Source organism: Pseudomonas sp. SWRI111 (assembly GCF_014268555.1).
GTDB classification, from domain to species: domain Bacteria; phylum Pseudomonadota; class Gammaproteobacteria; order Pseudomonadales; family Pseudomonadaceae; genus Aquipseudomonas; species Aquipseudomonas hamedanensis.
Genome location: NZ_JABWQQ010000001.1, coordinates 316,812 through 334,349, shown reverse-complemented (window position 1 = coordinate 334,349; position 17,538 = coordinate 316,812). Strand labels below are relative to the sequence as shown.

The 17,538-nt window shown below is 57.5% G+C and carries 14 protein-coding genes and 1 pseudogene; 11 read left to right on the top strand and 4 right to left on the bottom strand.

The features are described from left to right. Positions 1 to 198 precede the first annotated feature (198 nt). Positions 199 to 930, top strand: coding sequence for a hypothetical protein (locus HU755_RS01360; RefSeq protein WP_186548205.1), 732 nt, complete (start codon positions 199 to 201; stop codon positions 928 to 930). A gap of 106 nt (positions 931 to 1,036) precedes the next feature. On the opposite strand, the gene HU755_RS01355 is transcribed toward HU755_RS01360, so the two are convergent. Continuing rightward, entirely contained in the window at positions 1,037 to 1,666 is a 630-nt protein-coding gene (locus tag HU755_RS01355) for a dTMP kinase (RefSeq protein ID WP_186630317.1), read from the bottom strand. Between the two features lie 102 nt (positions 1,667 to 1,768). On the opposite strand from HU755_RS01355, the gene HU755_RS01350 reads away from it, so the two are divergent. The 7 genes and pseudogenes from HU755_RS01350 to HU755_RS01320 all read left to right on the top strand — a co-directional run bounded on the left by HU755_RS01350 (position 1,769) and on the right by HU755_RS01320 (position 7,709). Further along, positions 1,769 to 2,830 carry an SDR family oxidoreductase gene (locus HU755_RS01350; RefSeq protein WP_186630316.1) on the top strand — a complete coding sequence of 354 codons (1,062 nt, stop codon included), beginning with the start codon at positions 1,769 to 1,771 and terminating at the stop codon, positions 2,828 to 2,830. Between the two features lie 474 nt (positions 2,831 to 3,304). After that, the gene (locus HU755_RS01345) at positions 3,305 to 3,820 is read left to right on the top strand and encodes a DoxX family protein (protein ID WP_186630315.1); all 516 of its coding nucleotides are present in this window, start codon (positions 3,305 to 3,307) and stop codon (positions 3,818 to 3,820) included. A 31-nt stretch (positions 3,821 to 3,851) separates the two neighbouring features. After that, a complete protein-coding gene (locus HU755_RS01340; RefSeq protein WP_238349931.1) occupies positions 3,852 to 4,745 on the top strand; it encodes a DUF692 domain-containing protein in 894 nt (297 codons plus the stop codon). Beyond that, the gene (locus HU755_RS01335) at positions 4,738 to 5,529 is read left to right on the top strand and encodes a DUF2063 domain-containing protein (protein WP_186630314.1); all 792 of its coding nucleotides are present in this window, start codon (positions 4,738 to 4,740) and stop codon (positions 5,527 to 5,529) included. The genes HU755_RS01340 and HU755_RS01335 overlap by 8 nt, the downstream gene beginning before the upstream one ends. A gap of 317 nt (positions 5,530 to 5,846) precedes the next feature. Then, entirely contained in the window at positions 5,847 to 6,314 is a 468-nt protein-coding gene (locus HU755_RS01330) for a hypothetical protein (protein ID WP_186630313.1), read from the top strand. A gap of 71 nt (positions 6,315 to 6,385) precedes the next feature. Continuing rightward, positions 6,386 to 6,727 (top strand): annotated as a pseudogene (locus tag HU755_RS01325) (DsbA family protein); the annotation flags it as partial. A 178-nt stretch (positions 6,728 to 6,905) separates the two neighbouring features. After that, complete coding sequence (locus HU755_RS01320; RefSeq protein ID WP_186619785.1) at positions 6,906 to 7,709, top strand: DUF1206 domain-containing protein; 804 nt, start codon at positions 6,906 to 6,908, stop codon at positions 7,707 to 7,709. A 42-nt stretch (positions 7,710 to 7,751) separates the two neighbouring features. On the opposite strand, the gene HU755_RS01315 is transcribed toward HU755_RS01320, so the two are convergent. After that, positions 7,752 to 9,053: an Nramp family divalent metal transporter gene (locus HU755_RS01315; protein WP_186630312.1), complete on the bottom strand. Its 1,302-nt coding sequence runs from the start codon at positions 9,051 to 9,053 to the stop codon at positions 7,752 to 7,754. A gap of 269 nt (positions 9,054 to 9,322) precedes the next feature. Here HU755_RS01315 and HU755_RS01310 point away from each other — a divergent pair, with 269 nt between their 5' ends. The 3 genes from HU755_RS01310 to HU755_RS01300 all read left to right on the top strand — a co-directional run bounded on the left by HU755_RS01310 (position 9,323) and on the right by HU755_RS01300 (position 13,624). Continuing rightward, entirely contained in the window at positions 9,323 to 10,456 is a 1,134-nt protein-coding gene (locus HU755_RS01310) for a lactonase family protein (RefSeq protein WP_186630311.1), read from the top strand. Between the two features lie 155 nt (positions 10,457 to 10,611). Next, positions 10,612 to 11,388: an alpha/beta fold hydrolase gene (locus HU755_RS01305; RefSeq protein ID WP_186630310.1), complete on the top strand. Its 777-nt coding sequence runs from the start codon at positions 10,612 to 10,614 to the stop codon at positions 11,386 to 11,388. A 184-nt stretch (positions 11,389 to 11,572) separates the two neighbouring features. After that, positions 11,573 to 13,624: a pyridoxamine 5'-phosphate oxidase family protein gene (locus HU755_RS01300; protein WP_186630309.1), complete on the top strand. Its 2,052-nt coding sequence runs from the start codon at positions 11,573 to 11,575 to the stop codon at positions 13,622 to 13,624. Between the two features lie 16 nt (positions 13,625 to 13,640). Here HU755_RS01300 and gabP read toward each other — a convergent pair whose 3' ends face one another. Further along, positions 13,641 to 15,047 (bottom strand): GABA permease, encoded by a 1,407-nt coding sequence (gene gabP, locus HU755_RS01295; protein WP_186619740.1) that lies wholly within the window; start codon positions 15,045 to 15,047, stop codon positions 13,641 to 13,643. A gap of 237 nt (positions 15,048 to 15,284) precedes the next feature. Then, the gene (locus tag HU755_RS01290; RefSeq protein WP_186630308.1) at positions 15,285 to 17,408 is read right to left on the bottom strand and encodes a TonB-dependent siderophore receptor; all 2,124 of its coding nucleotides are present in this window, start codon (positions 17,406 to 17,408) and stop codon (positions 15,285 to 15,287) included. Positions 17,409 to 17,538: the final 130 nt, after the last annotated feature.

Sequence of the window (17,538 nt, the reverse complement as noted above, 5' to 3'; positions counted from 1 at the left end):
TCTATAACAAACAACCTCCGATTTCAAAACATTCAATAATTAGCACTCGAAGGATTTCAGCTCCAACCTCAATAGCCAATGAATCTAAAGACAACACTTTGCTTTCATGGATGAAGACTAGGCTCACCATTCGCGCAGGGACATATGGATGTAATGCGCGATAGCCAATCACGAAGAAATCAACGAAAGGACTACTCCATGGAAAGCTTTGGTCTCAACGATTCGCAAACCAATTGGAATGGCGGCCAGCGTATTACGCTAAACGCGGGAGATACGGCGACGTGTACTACTCTGCGTCCTGGCCAAATTTACGGAATATTCTTATACAACTCAGCGGGCAACGATAATAATGTCGACGTCAATGTTGTATGGAGCAACAGCAAAGCGCCGGTGAAAATACTCGTCCCTGGCACGACAGCCAACGCTGGCCTGGCGTCTATGGGCTTCGTCTCTGGCAGTGATACCCAGACCATTTCCATATCTATTTCGAGCGGGAGTGGTAACGGTCAAGTCGAAGCCTGGTTGGGCAGTGTGAGCATGCCAATCAATACAAGCGGCCTTACCAATAATGTTTTGCAAGCCAATGGAGAACAATATCAGTTCAACAAATACTCTCGGTACTTCGCCGTACCACCTTCAAAATGGATGAATTTGACTATTGTAAGCAAAATCACACAGTTCATTTCCTGCCAGTTTCGCGAAGCAAATGCAACTGTGTTCGTGGTCAATGAAACTTCCAACGGCTTGCTAACTGGCCAGGTGACCAGCATCGGCCCAACTGCCTCAGAGCCTGGTGCGGTTACTATCATCCCGACACAGATACAAAGCGTCTCCAACAACCTTCAGGGTGACGGTAGCCAGTGGGTATGGATGGATGCGGATAGCGTGCAGGATTCTTCAAGTGCAAGCATTTCGCTGCAATCGCTTTAATTAGCAAAAAATAAAAAGAGTCGCACAAAGTGCGGCTCTTTTGGTGAGAACTTATAGATTACCTGTCAGCAGATGCTGCCGGCCGCCGACCCTGCTCATGGGGAGCTCACGCTGGGACGCGCAGGCGGCTCACCACCCGATTAATCTCCCCAACCACCCGCCTCGTCGCCTCCTCGATCGTTCCCTCATTGCGGCATAAAAACCAACCCTGTTCAGCAACGGCTTGCTCAAACGCGTGTGTACAAGCGACATGCTCCTCCAGACCGCGAAGCACAGTACTGCTCAAGCCGCGCCGTCGTGCCCCTGCCCTCGCCCACGAAATCTGGGCCGCTGTGACCACCCCAACATGCAGGTCTGGCACCTGCACGTTGCGATCAAGGTTCAATTGGAGGATTTCTGCGAACGGGACTATGCGGCGAAACGCGGCCTCGGACGGATACCAGCGGTCGATCAGGATAATGCTGTCGGTGGGTTGTCTGGTCAGCACGTGCCGGGAAATCCAGCTGCGGCTATCAGCCAGGCGCTGGCAAACATCCAGCTCCAGATCCCGGTCAGGATGTCGGACGAGTTGGTTCACCAAGTGCATTGTCTCGCTCCTGAACGGGTCGCTTTTTTTCTCGCAAAGCCGGATGACTTTCTTATTGTCAGCCCTCAGGACTTCGGTGATGGCCTCCAACAGCGAGGTTTTGCCGACGCCTTTCGGGCCATCCAGAGCGACAAACAGCGGACGATTCATTGTTCACAGGCTTCAACGGAGAGTAGCGAACACTCTAACGGATTTTCAGGTTGAACCTCTGATGCTCAGGCGTACTCCGAAATTTAAATCCAGGAGAAACGTATGACCCAGACAGCTTTGGTCGGGGGCGCCAGCGGTATCGTCGGTAGCGCCACCACTCAATTACTGATCGACAACCAGTGGCAAGTCGCCGCACTGTCGAGACATCCTTCACAAGCGCAAGGCGTGATCCCTGTCGCGGCCGACCTTCAGGATCTTGCTTCGCTGCAACAGGCGCTGGCAGATTTAAAACCCACTCATGTGTTCATTACCACATGGTCGCGGCAAGCCACGGAGGCCGAAAACATTCGCGTCAATGCCGCCATGGTACGCAATGTGCTCACCGCTATTCGCCCAGCCAGGAGCGTTCAGCACGTAGCACTGGTTACCGGGTTGAAACACTACCTCGGCCCGTTCGAAGCGTATGGTAAAGGCAGCCTGCCGCAGACACCGTTCCGCGAGGAGCAGGGTCGTCTGGATGTCGAGAATTTCTATTACGCTCAGGAAGACGAACTCTTCGCCGCGGCTGAAAAGGACGGTTTCACCTGGAGCGTTCATCGCCCGCATACCGTCACCGGGGTAGCCGTTGGCAACGCGATGAACATGGCAACTACCCTCGCCGTCTATGCCTCGATTTGCAAACAAACCCATCGGCCTTTTGTGTTTCCGGGATCACGGGTGCAATGGGACAGCCTCACCGATATGACGGACGCGCGGCAGTTGGCGAAACAACAACTGTGGGCAGCCACTACGCCGGCGGCCGCCAATCAGGCATTCAACGTTACTAATGGCGATGTATTTCGCTGGAAATGGATGTGGGGCCGCATTGCCGACTACTTCGATTTGCCTGCTGCGGACTATCCCGCTTCACTCTCACCCCTTGAGAAACAGATGGCTAACGACCAAGCCATATGGACGCAGATAGTCACGGAGCACGGCCTGAAAGAACCCGATATTGGTCGCCTGATATCGCCATGGCATACCGATGCTGACCTTGGGCGACCCATCGAAGTTGTCACGGACATGTCGAAAAGCCGCACCCTGGGATTCACGGCATACCAAGCGAGCGATCAGGCATTTTTCGACGTGTTCGACAAATTACGAGAGATGCGTTTGATTCCTTAGACCGTTCCAGAACGCTGGGCTGACTTGTTCGCGCCAGGCTGCTCCCACAGAAAATCAAGGTGGGCACTTGGCGCTGTCCCTGATTGAACAGAACTTTTCCGCGCTCTCTCTCCGAACGACCTGGTGGTCCATCCGGAAACCTCGACTTGATGTTCCATAGCGCCGCGTTACAGGTTAAACCTACGCGCCTTTGCCCTCCCCTGATCTGAAATATCCAAACTCCAAGCAGAATCCAAATGCCGCAGGCCAAGTGCCTGGATAGTGCGTTCTACAAGAGTGCTCTGTATCCAAGTGTGTACGGAGGCGGACGCGTTACACAACATTGAGCTTGCAGCAGCGCAAGACACAAGCGAGATACACCAACCGGATGAACTACGGCCATGGCCAGCGCAGTGGGTCCCGTGCCTGCCACCTCTCATTGGAAGTACCCGAAGTGCTTCCACTTTCTTGACGACAAGTCGGAGGATTAAACCAATGCAAGCAAACATGTCATCAGTCTTGAATCGGCTGCACCTTAACCTCGATCGCGCTGGAGACTGGATCGCACCTTTAAGCTTGCGCATATTTCTCGCCTGGGAGTTTTTTGAAGCTGGGTGGGAAAAGTGGAACGGTGAGAACTGGTTCCCAAGCATTCAAAGTGCCTTTCCTTTTCCCTTCAATCAGCTGCCGGCTACGTTTAACTGGCAGTTATCAATGTGGGCAGAACTGCTCTGTTCCATTGCTTTGCTTGTAGGTCTTGGAACACGTCTCTCGGCACTAATCCTCATAGTGGTAACCGTCGTGGCGACTGCCGCAGTTCACTGGCCAGCAGACTGGTCGACGTTGAGCGAACTGGCTAAGGGTTACTCCATCAGCAATAAAGGCTACGGCAATTTCAAGCTGCCCTTGATCTATCTCGTAGCACTTGTGCCGTTGCTGTTTACAGGAGCGGGCAAGCTGAGCCTGGACGCATTCATCGATCGGTGTAGCAAGCGTTTGAATACACGCTGAGGACCGTGAATTCCAAACATCGAATCGGAGAATGAAACTCATGCAGACGAACATTTCATCATCGGTGCATTTAGATCCACAGCCCCCATCTGAGGCAACCGTTGGCCTCGGACTTCGCCGTGCGCTTCTCAAAACGCTTCGTGACGCTCCCGTTGGCGATTTCGACTTTCTAGAGGTTGCTCCAGAGAATTGGATCGGCATCGGCGGCGCCCATGGAGATGCCCTGAAGTTACTAGCTGAACGCTACCCGCTGTCATGCCATGGCCTGTCGCTTTCGCTAGGTGGCAGTGCGCCTCTGGACGAGTCTTTTCTTGAGCAAGTACGCGGATTTCTCGATCGCTTCAACGTGCCGTTTTATAGCGAACACCTGAGTTACTGCAGTGACGATGGCCAGCTATACGACCTGCTGCCATTGCCTTTTACTGAGGAGGCAGTACATCACGTTGCTGGGCGCATCCGTCGTGCACAGGACATTCTCGGCCGTCGTCTTGCTGTAGAGAACGTCTCTTACTACGCCGCAGCTCATCAGGATATGGACGAACTTACGTTCACCAATGCAGTACTTCGCGAGGCCGATTGCGACCTGTTGCTCGACGTTAACAATGTGTACGTCAACTCAGTGAACCATCGGTTTGATCCAACGGTTTTCCTGGCCGGCCTGGAACCAAAACGCGTAGTCGCTATGCACGTGGCTGGCCATTATGACCAAGCCGATGACCTGATAATTGATACCCACGGCGCCTCGGTCAAACCGGTCGTCTGGTCATTACTGGGGCAGGCTTATGGCCTCTTTGGTGTGAAACCAACGCTGCTGGAGCGCGATTTCAACTTTCCGCACTACGACGAACTTGTGGCTGAGCTGAATATCATCAGGCGGTTGCAGCGCGACGCGGATGCTTGGGTGCGGGTGGCCGCCGATGGCTGACTTCACTTCAAGTTTGCACAGTCAGCAACTCGCGCTGACCCGTTACCTGCGTGATCCGGACGGCTATTCGCCGCCTGCGGGGATGAACCCCGTAAGAGCCCGGGTTTATCTCGACTTGGTGTTGAATAATCTACTGGGGTTACTGGGTGGAACGTTTCCGGTACTGGTTGCCGTGCTCGGTGATGCCGGTTGGCGTGCACTGGTGCGACGTTTTTTGCGTGACTACCGCGCGCAAACGCCGCGTTTCGGAGAAGTCGCACGTGAGTTTGTTGACTTCGTAGCGAGCCTGGAGGACTCGCCGGGTCACGAACATCCCTGGTACCCGTTCCTGCCTGAACTGGCCCATTACGAGTGGGTGGAGATGGCGCTGCAACAGTTGGACGCTGCCCCGTTAGTGGCCAGTGATGCGGCGCAGTTACTCGACCGCCCTCTTCGGCTCTCCCCGCTCGTCTGGCCGCTGGCTTACACCTGGGCCGTGCATCGTCTCGGGCCAGGAAACCTGCCTTCTGAAGCGCCAGAACAACCAACGTTACTGCTGATCAGCCGTGTGCCGAGTGGCGAAGTGCAGTTCTCGCAGGTCAGCCCGCTGGCATGGCGTTTGTTGCAGCGGATCGAGCAGTTCCCGGATATGGACGGCCGAGCGCAGTTGCATGCTTTGGCTGCAGAGGCTGGTGCTTCTGACGTGGCCAGCTTCGTTGCCGACGCACTGGTTCTGCTGCACCAGCTTCATGAGCAAGCTGCAGTCGGCGTAGCGGCGGCACCTGTTTTCAGGCTGTTGTCTTGACTGACCATTAACGGCTCAGTGGGCGGCTGTGTGCGTCCAGCAGGAAATGCAATCGCACTTTTTGTATCGCTGTGTACCCGTGCGCGGACTCTTGGGATTGGCTTACAAATCGCTCCCTTGCCTGATACAGCGTGGATACATAGCGCCGGCTTAATAGGTCTTACCCGATAAGGTCGCCCTGTCGAGGTGGAAAACGCTTGCGCGTATAAGCCATGTAATTCCAGGCTTTCCCCACTTCGCCTGGAGCTTCCTTAAGGGTTTATTCGCCCTGTGGCATGAACTGCGGCTTGGCCGCACAAAGCATCTGGAGAATCACCATGTACCGTAAACCATTATCGAACAAAACCACTTTTGGCCTGGCCGCTATTGCTTTAGCTGGCGGCATGAGTCTGGCATCGTCTGCGGCTTTTGCTGTTGAGGCATTGCCCCAAGGCTATCAACTGGCATCGGCAGATAAAGTCGGCGAAGGCAAGTGTGGCGAAGGCAAATGCGGTTCTAGCCAAGCCAGCGACAAGTCCGCTACTGCCGAAGGCAAGTGCGGTGAAGGCAAGTGTGGTGACGACTCTTTCGCTCGCACAGACACCGACCATGATGGCCTCGTCTCTCTTAAGGAACTCTTGGCTGTGGCACCTCAGGGCGGTGAAGAATTTCAATCGATGGACACCAATCACGATGGTTTTCTTACGGAAGGTGAGGTCTACAAGTTCAGGACCAACCAGTACACCTCCAACGGCAAGAAAGTACCTACCGAGCTTTTCACCCGCATGAGCAAAGCGCAGAACTGATTCCTGCTCCCGCAATATTCGCCCTCCCTGCGACTGCAGCCAGGGAGGGCGATTTACTTCTGAAAAGCGTCCATCGCCTTCTGCTCTGGGCCGTGCAAGAAGGCCACCAGGTCACGCTGAACAAAATTCTGCTCAAGGCTTATTTCACCAACGGCGACAACCCCAACGACCACGAAACACTGGTACGCCTGGCCGGTGAAGCAGGACTTTCAACCACCCGCGCCCGGGAAATTTTGGCCAGCGAGGCGTTCGCTATCGAGGTACGTGAACTTGAGAGTTTTTACCTCCAACGCGGGATTAACTCGGTCCCGGCCATGGTGCTGAACGGACGTCAGTTGATGTCCGGATCGCTATCAGTCAAGGAATACGAACAAGTCCTCAGGCAAGTGGCACGAGAGTCCGCCACAGCCTGACAAAGCGACTTGTTTGCAAGTGAATGAGTGCCAAGCGCTTTGGCTTTGCCATCCAGGCCGACATTAACCTCAGTTTCAGGGCGTATCAAAGCAAGCCTCAAACGGTGCAGGGCAACCTTTTTCGAACCCCTGCCCAAGCCATAGGTCTGCTGCGGAACGATCTCTGGAAATAACTGCCATGTCCACCCGACACACTCTGGTCTTACTTGCACGAGGCGGATATGCCGCGCGAGGTGTTCTGTATCTGATCATCGGCATCTTCGCGCTGCTCGCAGCGCACGACTCCACCAAACCGAAAGACAGCCACAAAAGTCTTGAGGCGTTGCTGAGCCAGCCGTTCGGCTATGTACTTGTGGGTCTGGTGGTCGCCGGGCTTCTTGCCTTCGCCGCCTGGCGTGCATTACAGGCTATTCGCGACATTGATCACCACGGCAACGAACTCAAGGGCCTGGTCATTCGTGCTGGTTTGCTGGCCGGTGGTCTGGTCAATGCGGCACTGGCCTTCTTTGCCTTGAGCCTGCTGGTGAGTGGCGTTAGAAGTTCCGGCGGTTCCGGGGATGGCAAGACCAAGGATCTACTGGCGCAGTTGTTGTCGTTCGAGCACTCGAACATGCTGATTTACCTGATCGCGCTGATCCCGCTGGGTGTGGGAATCGCGCACATCATTAAAGGCTGGAAGGCCTCGTTCGAGAAGTATTTCGAGGCGGATGATGAAGTGATGCGCTATGTGCGCCCAGTGTCGCGGTTTGGGCTGATCGCCCGCGGCGTGGTGTTTATCGAGATTGCCCTGCTGATGGCTGTCAGTGGCTCGATATACCAAGCGACCCATCCTCCCGGCATGAAGGAAGCGCTTGATGCACTGCAGAATCTGCCGGCAGGCGGTGTGCTGCTGATGCTAATGGCGTTGGGCTTGATCGCGTTCTCGGTTTACAGTTTTTCCGAAGCCGCCTGGCGCAGGATCAACATGGATGTGCCGTTGTAAGCGGCGCCATTCGAGGGGGCGTACCCCCTCGACATCCAGTTATCAGGTAAACAGATCAACACCCAGTTGGAAGGCGACCCAAAGCGCCAGTCCGGTGGCAAACAGCAGCGCGATGTTTTCAAACAGGTTGTTGCGATATTGCTTGTCCAGCAGCGACTTCTGGTTGGACATGATCAGCAAGCCCAGGGAAATCACCGGCAAGCCAATGATGTTCAACGCGCTGACACCAATGGTCAGTGTCACGAAGTCCGGCATGCCCGGCAACGACCAGATCAGCGGTGTGACCAGGATGAACAGCATGAACCACTTGTGCATCGGGTCGTGATGGAACTCTTTGCCGTACTTCTCGCGACGCTCAGGGCGCACGTGCTGGAAGGCATCGGTGATCAGCATCGGGAACGCCGTGGTCTTGCCTGAAATGCTCGCAAACAACGTCGCGAACACACCGATGAAAAACACATACCAGCCGATCGGGCCGAAGAAGATTTCCAGTGCCTTGCCCAAGTCGCCCAGGGTTTTCACCTCGATACCGTTGGGCCGCAGGATTTCCGCACCAACGATCCAGATGGCCAGGTTGATGATGATCCCGACGAATACGGCAAACAGCAGATCGTTGCGCTGAATGCGCTTGTGCTGCGGTCCGATCCAGCCTTTCTGGCGCATGACATAGGGGTGAACGAAGTTTGCGATAGAGCCTGCAACCGCACCGATCACCGAGACGGCCACCAGCAATGCGCCATGCACGCCTTCGTCAGGCGGAATGCTGAAGCCGATAGTGCCTTTGATGATGCCGGTGACATCCGGGCCCGACATCACCGCCAGGGCGATGAACGCCAGGGTCATGATCGCCAGCAGCAACTTCATCACGCCTTCGATCATTGTGTAGATGTTGCGACCCACCAACATCCAGACCGCCAGCACCACGGCCACCGAGCACAGCAATGGCTGGTCGATCTTGAACAGCATCGCCAGCGACTCCCCTGCTCCCTTGATCATGTAGGCATTCATTAAATGCCCCATCAACAAGGCATAAACGAGCATGAACCAGGCAAACACCGGGTTGAGCTGGGCGTAGCCCTGGAGAATGGTCATGCCCTGGTTATTGCACAGCTGGAAGCGGGCAATGATGTTGACGATCAGGTACCTCAACAACAACGAGACCGCTAGCACCCACATCATGGCGTAGCCGTAATTCGCACCGGCCACGGAGGACGTGATCAGATCCCCGGCACCGAGCCACGACAGCACGGCGATAATGCCGGGGCCCAACAGTTTAAGCATGCGCATGAAACGGTTTTGCGGTTTCGCAGCGGCCTGATGATCGAGTGAAGGCATGCTCGTCATAGGGGTATCTCCGTTATTGTTTTTGTGAGAACGATTGCAGCTCGGCACATTAGGTACGATGTCGTACAACAACGCTAATGGGAGAGTATGTAAAAATGTTTCAAGCGTCCCTAGTCGTCGCCCTCCCCGATCATTTATCCCAGACCCATTCAGCCATATCAACCTTGTCGCTCGAACGCAGCGGCGCGCACGGTCGACAAAATAAGCGTTGAGACATCCATTAATCACTCATAGGATGACTGATCACAAAAACAACAAGGCTGAACTTCATGAGAAAAATCGCCGTTATCGCCGCTGCTGTCGCCTCAGGTCTGTGCCTGTCTGCCAATGCGGCTACCTATGCTTACGTCTCAAGTCCTGGCGATGGTCTGATCTCGCAATACCGCCTCGATCAGGACAACGGCGCACTCACTCTCGTGGAACAGATTCAGGCTGGTGACCAGGTCAATCCCATGGCCATCACCCCTGACGGCAAGGTGCTGTTTGCAGCCTTGCGCGTCAAACCCTTCCAGGTTCTGGGCTACCGGATCGATTCGAAGAGCGGTCACCTGACGCCACTTACCCAGGCGCCGCTGGCAGAGAGCATGGCCTATCTGTCTACCGACCGAAAGGGACGCTATCTGCTCGCTGCGTCTTACGGCGCCGATCTCGTCAGTGTTCAGAAGATCGCTGAGGATTATCAACCTTCCGCCAATATCCTCCGCTACAAGACCGGCCTGCATGCGCATTCGGTCCGTACCGAGCTGAGCAATCGCTTTGCCTACGCCGGTAATCTGGGGACAGACAAGGTTCTGCAATACCGCCTGGATGCGCAGACGGGTGAACTCAGCCCGATTGGCAGCGGCTACGTCAGTGTTCCAGACAAAACCGGGCCTCGGCATCTGGCGTTCTCGCCGAACGGAAAATTCCTCTATGTGGTCGGCGAAATGAGCGGCACCGTGACCGCGTTTTCAATCGACGACACTACCGGCGCGTTGACGCAGATTGCTGATGCCAATGGCATTCCCGCGCGTTTGAAACTGGCCCACGGCGAAGTCCGTGACGCGCGCAACAACGATTTGAAAGACGACCCCACCCCGCGCATCTGGGCCGCTGACCTGCGCATGTCCCCGGATGGAAAACTGCTGTTGATGAGCGAGCGCACCAGCAGCAGCGTCTCTGCATTTGCCGTTGACCCGTCTACGGGAGGAATTCAGTTTCTCGATAACTTCCCGGTACAGGAACAGCAACCGCGCAATATCGCCTTTTCCCCCGACGGCCGCTGGCTGCTGGTGACCGGGGAAAAAAGCGCCAAAGTCGGCACTTACGCCGTGAGTAAAGACGGCGCCCTGAAGCGTGTCGGTGAAGCGGCATCCGGCAAAGGCGCGTTATGGATAGAGATACTGCAAACGCCTGATGCCTGACTATTTGCGCAGCATTTGTATCACTGTGTAGCGTTGGCCGGCGCAGATACACTCGCATGCGAAGTTCAGTCGTGCGGACACAGATCTGACACATTTAGCGCGCTAAATACCACTGTCGCTTCCATTCTTCCTCTACCTACCGACAGGACATCACCATGAACAAAGTATTTGCAACCCTCGCCCTCACCGCCGCCATGTTCAGTGCCAGCGCCGCGTTCGCCGCGCAGGACAAACCTACTGTAGTGCTGGTACACGGTGCCTTCGCCGATTCGAGCAGTTGGAACGGCGTGGTCAAGATTCTGGAGAAGGATGGCTATCCGGTGATTGCCGCCGCCAACCCGCTGCGCTCGGTCAAAAGTGACGCGCAGTCGGTGGCGGATGTGCTGGCCAGCGTGAAAACCCCGGTGGTGCTGGTCGGTCATTCCTACGGTGGCCCGGTGATCAGCGCCGCCGCTTATGGCAATGCCAACGTGAAAGCTCTGGTGTACGTCGCCGCTTTCGCGCCAGAAGCCGGTGAAACGGCGGCTGAACTGTCCGGGCGTTTCCCGGGCGGCACCCTCGGCCCGACGCTCGCGGCCCCGGTTGCTTTGGCCGACGGCGGCAAGGACTTGTACATCCAGCAGGACAAATTCCACGCTCAATTCGCTGCCGACGTTTCCCCGGCTGATGCGAAGTTGATGGCCGCAACTCAACGCCCGGTGACCGTCGCTGCGCTCAATGAAGCCGCGACCGAACCCGCGTGGAAAACCGTGCCGTCGTACTTCGTCTACGGCGATCAGGACAAGAACATCCCGGCACAAGCCCTGGCGTTCATGGCCGAGCGGGCTCACGCGAAGAAGACCGTGGTGGTCAAAGGCGCGTCGCACGTGGTGATGGTGTCCAACCCGAACGTCGTCGCCAACCTGATCGAAACCGCTGCGACGGCGCAATGACCGATGGATGGGAGCGAGCCTGCTCCCTTCCTTGAATTCACCAGAGAGATCATTTCACCGACTGAAACAATGGATTGCGATTTCTGGCCATTCCCTCCAAACCGACTGAAGGTCAACATGAGCTCCACTTTGGGTTTCCAGCCCTTGGCAGCTCACCGGCCCGTTGCACACGAGGAGAATCGGAATGGACACAGTGTCGAAATCAGCGTCCTCGCCCTGGCACGAAGGTGAGTTGACCCTGCAGCGTGCTGTCGGCGCCGTGGAAATGATGGCCGGGGTTGGCCAGCGGCAACTGGCCCGCGACTGGATGCCGGATCAGCACCGTGAGTTCTACGCGCAACTGCCCTTCGTGGTGCTCGGTGCGGTTGATCCTCAGGGCGATCCATGGGCAACGATCCGCACCGGCCAGCCCGGTTTCATGGAGTCGCCGTCTCCGCAAACCCTCACGATCAAACTCGACGATCAGCCCAACGATCCGGCTCAGCCAGGTTTGCAGCCCGGCGACGCGATCGGCATGCTCGGCATCGAATTGCACACGCGTCGGCGCAATCGCATGAACGGCACGATCAGCCGTCGCGATGGCAACAGCCTTGAGATCGGCGTAACCCAGGCTTACGGCAACTGCCCGCGCTACATCAATCTGCGCCAGTACGCCTTCGTTGACGAGACCACCGACACCGCGCTCGACTTGACCGTCAGCGAACCCCTCGTGCGCGACATGATCACCGCTGCCGACTCGTTCTACGTCGCCACCTACGTTGTGCGCGACGGCCAGCGACAAGTCGATGCCTCGCATCGCGGCGGCAAATCCGGATTCGTCCATATGGATGACGACGGCACGCTGACCATTCCGGATTTCTCCGGCAATCTGTTCTTCAATACCTTGGGTAACATTCTGCTCAATCCGCGTGCCGGGCTGACCTTCATCGACTTCGAAAGCGGCGATCTGTTGCAGATGACCGGCAGCGCAGAAGTGCTGCTCGACGATCCGCAAATCGCCGCGTTCCAGGGCGCCGAGCGCCTGTGGCGCTTCAAGCCGCAGCGCATCGTTTACCGTCAGGCCGCGCTGCCACTGCGTTGGATCGATCAGCCCGAGGGCGATTCGCCCAACTCGCAAATGACCGGCAGTTGGGAGCAGACCCGCGAGCGCTTGCAGGCGCAAGCCCTGCGTAATCAATGGCGGTCGTTGCAGGTGACGCGGGTTGTCGATGAGAGTCCGCAGATCCGTTCTTTTTACCTGCAAGCCAACGATGGCTTCGGCCTGCCCCGCTTCGAACCGGGGCAGCATTTGCCGATCAAGGTTTTGCTGGACGGACACGCCGCCGCGTCGATCCGCACCTACAGTGTTTCCAGCGCGCCGTCGGATGAGTTTGTGCGCATCAGCGTCAAACGCGACGGCGCGGTGTCTGCGCACTTGCACGACCGCGTTCAGGCGCTGGATCTGATCGAAGCCCGCGCGCCACAAGGCGATTTTACTGTCGATGCGACGGAGCGGCGCCCTTTGGTGTTGTTGGCGGCCGGGGTCGGGGTGACGCCGTTGCTGTCGATGCTGCGCGAAGTGGTCTATCAGGGCAAACGCATCAGCCGCATGCGCCCGACCTGGCTGATACAAAGCAGTCGCACCGTCGAAGATCTGGCCTTTCGTGAGGAAATCGATGATTTGGCAGCGCGTGCAGGCGACAAAGTGCATGTGTTGCGGGTGGTCAGCCAGCCACCAGTCAGTACTCCTCCTCAGGGCTACGACCACGCCGGGCGCATCGACATCGCTTTACTGAAAAGCCTGCTGCCGCTGGATGACTACGACTTCTACTTGTGCGGCCCGGGCAGTTTCACCCAGGCGCTGTACGACGGTCTGCGCAAGATGCGCATCCCCAACGATCGCATCCACGCCGAGACCTTCGGCCCGTCAACATTGGTGCGCGATGTCGAAATCAGCACCCCGGCACCGCCGCAAGTTCCCATCGCTGCGGAACCGGTCAAGGTGCTGTTCGCCACCTCCGGCAAGGAAGCGCGCTGGGCACCGGGTGCCGGCACTTTGCTGGAACTGGCCGAGGCCCGCGGCCTGAACCCTGAGTTCAGCTGTCGCGGCGGTTCGTGCGGCACTTGCAAAACCCGCTTGAGCAGCGGCCAGGTGCATTACCTCAGCCCGCCGGCCATGCGCCTGGCGGACGACGAAGTGCTGATCTGCTGCGCCGCGCCGGCGCAGGGCAGCGAAACGTTGGTGCTGGATGTCTGAGCCAGCGCCAGGCTGACTAGGGTTTCGCTACCGCTACCACCCTGCCCGCCGAGCCATGCTGACGGGCAGTAACCAGACCGACGAAGGAAATCACCAGCGCCAGGCCAATGGTTGACGACACTTCAAGCCGATGCGCCGGGGTGAACATCATCACAGCGAGGGCGGTGCAAATAAACGCGATCACCAGCCAGGTCAGCCAGGGAAACAGCCACATGCGCAAGGTCAGTTCGACTTTCTCCCTTTCCAGCCGACGGCGCATACGCAACTGCGAAATCGCGATCACCAGGTACACCAGCAAGGCAATCGCGCCGGAACTGGCGAGCAGGAACTGAAACAGCCCGGCCGGCATGAAGTAGCTGAGCAGCGTGACGCCGGCGCCGATCACCGTACTGGCAATCACCGCCGCTCTTGGCACCCCGGCCGCCGAGGTCACTTTCAGCGCGGGCGGTGCATCACCGCGTCGGCCCAGCGAATAAAGCATGCGCGAAGAAATATAGATCGACGAGTTCATGCAACTGGCCACGGCGATCAACACCACCACGTCGACGAGAAACTTGGCGTGAGGAATGTTCATCAGTTCGAGGGCGCGCTGGTAAGAGCCCACCGAGGCGAGCAGCGGGTCATTCCACGGCACCACGGAAATCACCACGAAGATCGAGAGCAAATAGAAAATACCGATGCGCCAGATCACCGAGCGTGTGGCCTTGGCGATGTTCTGCGCGGGATTGTTCGATTCTGCTGCGGCGATGGTCACCGCCTCCGTGCCTATGAAACTGAACATGATGGTGATGAATGCGCCGACCACGGCTGACAAGCCGTTGGGGGCGAAACCACCGTGCTGCGCCATCAGCGAACTCAAGCCACTGGCTTCCCGCTCGGGAATCCAGCCCATCAACACCGCAAAACCCAAGCCGATGAAACCGATGATCGCGATGACCTTGGCCATCGCAAACCAGAACTCGAACTCACCGTATTTCGACACGCTGAACAGGTTGGTGATCACTAACAAGACGATCGACAGCAAGGCAAACAGCCACGCGTCGACCTGGGGAAACCACTGGTTGAGCACATGCCCGGCGGCCAGCGCCTCGATCGGTATCACCAGCACCCAGAACCACCAGTAAAGCCATCCGATGGTGAACCCGGCCCAGCGACCGATCGCCTGATCGGCATAGGTCGAAAACGAACCGGTGTCGGGATGCGCCACGGCCATTTCGCCGAGCATGCGCATGACCAATACCACCAACAGTCCGGAAAACAGATAAGCCAGCAAAACGGCTGGCCCGGCGGCGGCGATGGCGTGTCCTGAGCCGACGAAAAGTCCCGCGCCGATGATGCCTGCGATGGAGAGCATGGTGACGTGACGCGGTTTGAAACCTTGCGCCAACTGACCGGTAGAGTCTTTGGGGTTCAGGCTATTCATGGGTTCTTATTGTTCTCATGATCGACGTTTCGGGCCACTGACTGAGCGTCAGGCGATCATCATTGCTCGCCGTCGAGACCGGCGAAAGCAGCGGCGCAGACGCTTCGGCGAGGAAATGATGCGTCACCTTACGTGGCCAGGCTGCACGCTCACTAGCCTGTATGCGGCATGTCGATGCCTGATCTCGACATGCCACAGTCAGGCCATCATGGCGCAGAAGCGACAGCTGAGCCGGGTTTACAGCGTGTAGGAAATCCCCACCTGTACGGTTCTCGGTGCACCTGGATAGGCGTAGACGTTGCCGAACGCGCCCTCTTCGTAATCACTGTCGAACAGGTTTTTCACGTCGAGATTAAGCCGCACGTTGTCGTTGACCTTGTAGAAACTCAGCAGATCGACCACGGTGTAGCTGCCCATCGAAAATGCTGTGTTGGCAGTCTGCCCGGCGCGCTCGTCGACGTATTTCACACCAGTGCCCAGGCCAAGGCCTTTGAGGGTGCCGTCCTGGAATTCATAAACGTTGAGCAGGCTGAAGCTGTTTTGCGGAATGTTCAGCAGACGCGTGCCGGAACGCAACGTGTTGTCCTTGGTCACTTCGGCATCGACATAGGCGTAACCGCCGATCACTCGCCACTCGGGGGTGAGATTGCCGGTGACATTGAGGTCCAGGCCACGGCTGCGCACCTCGCCGGCCGCCACGCTAAACGTCGAATCCACCGGATCGGTGGTCAGCACGTTGCGTTTTTCGATCTGATAGATCGCCGCCTCGACACTCAACTGCTGGTCCAGCGCCTCCCACTTCAGACCCATCTCGTAGGACTTGCCTTTCTCCGGGGCGAAGCCACCGCCAGTGCGGCTGGCGCCGGTGTTGGGCTTGAACGAGCGTGCGGTGTTGGCGTAGACCGCCAGCGTCTCGGTCAAATCGTAGGTCACGCCGAGGCGCGGGGTTACCGCGTTGTCGCTGGCTTGCCAGTTCTTGCCGCCCGGCACGTAGGTTTCGTAGTCATGTTCGAAGCGCTCGAAACGCGCCCCGGCCAGCACTTTCAGTTTGTCGGTCAACGCAACCTGATCCTGGACGAACGCAGCGTAAGTCTTCAGGTTTTCCTTGTCGTGAGTCGGCGTACGGGTCAGTGCCGGACGAGGCTGACCGTAGACCGGATTGAAGATGTCGATCGGATAGGCCCCGACCGCGCCGCTGGAGCGCTGGATGATCGATTTGTAGTCGTAATCTTCGTATTCGATGCCGGTGAGCAAGGTGTGCTGCAAGGCCCCGGTGCTGAAATGCCCGGTGAGGTTGAGCTGGGTGTCCTTGTCGGTCCATTCCAGTTTGCGATAATTGAAGTTGCGCCCCAGCGTGCGGCCGTCAGCGGCAATGCCGTTGGCCTCGATCGCGTCGCCCTTGAGCGAGCCGTCGAGCCACTGGAAACCGCCGCCCAGGGTCCAGTCATCATTGAGCATGTGCTCAAAACGCAGCTGCACCATGTTGTTGTCGTTGTGCAGTTTGCCGACGTCTTTCTCACCGAAGAACGTGTCGCGCGAGGCCGTGCCAATCTGCTTCGGATAGCGCGTCAGGCCTCGGTCCAGCGGCGCGTTGTTGCGCATGAAATCGCCTTCGAATATCAGCTTGGTCGCGTCCGTCGCCTGCCACGTCAGCACCGGCGTAATGCCGTAGCGTTCGGTCTCGACGTGATCGCGAAAGGTGTCGCCGCCCTCGCCCACCACGTTCAGTCGGTACGCCAGTCGGCCTTCTTCATCAAGCGGGCCGGAGGCGTCCAGCGTGCCGCGCTTCATGCCTTGATCGGTCAATTGACTGCCCAAGGTCACGCTGCGCTCGGGCAATGGCTGCTTCGACACCACGTTGAAGGTACCGCCGGGATCGCCACGACCATAGAGCATGGTCGCCGGGCCGCGCAGGACTTCCAGACGCTCAATGGTGTTGGCATCCGGCATGTTCGGGTAGCCACGATTGATCGGGAAACCGTTGCGGTAGAACTCGCCAGTGGTAAAGCCGCGCACGGTGAACGTGGTCAGGCCTTGCCCGCCGAAATTGTTCGCCCGCCCTACGCCGCCGGCGTAATCCAGGGCGTCTTGCAAGCGGGTCGCGCCGATGTCTTCAACGGCGTCCTTGGTCACGACGCTGATCGATTGTGCGGTTTCGTGGATCGACGTATCGGTGCGCGTCGCACTGGCCGAACGTGTCGCCCGATATCCTTGCACCGGGCCGTCTGCCCGTTCGTATTCCGCCGTGCCGACGACGTCGGTGGCCTCCAGCTCCAGCGTTGTTGAGGACTTGGCTTGCTCGGCCCATGAAGTTGAAGACAACGCCTGCAGCACACAAATGGAAAGCAGAGTACGACGCATGAGGTGAAAACCTTTACGAATAGGCCAAAACGAAGGGCAAAGCCGCCAGTGAAAACGCGGCGCATGGTATACCGGCCTATTCGTAATTGAAACGTATTCTTATTTGTCATGTTGGTCAGGGTGGGCGATC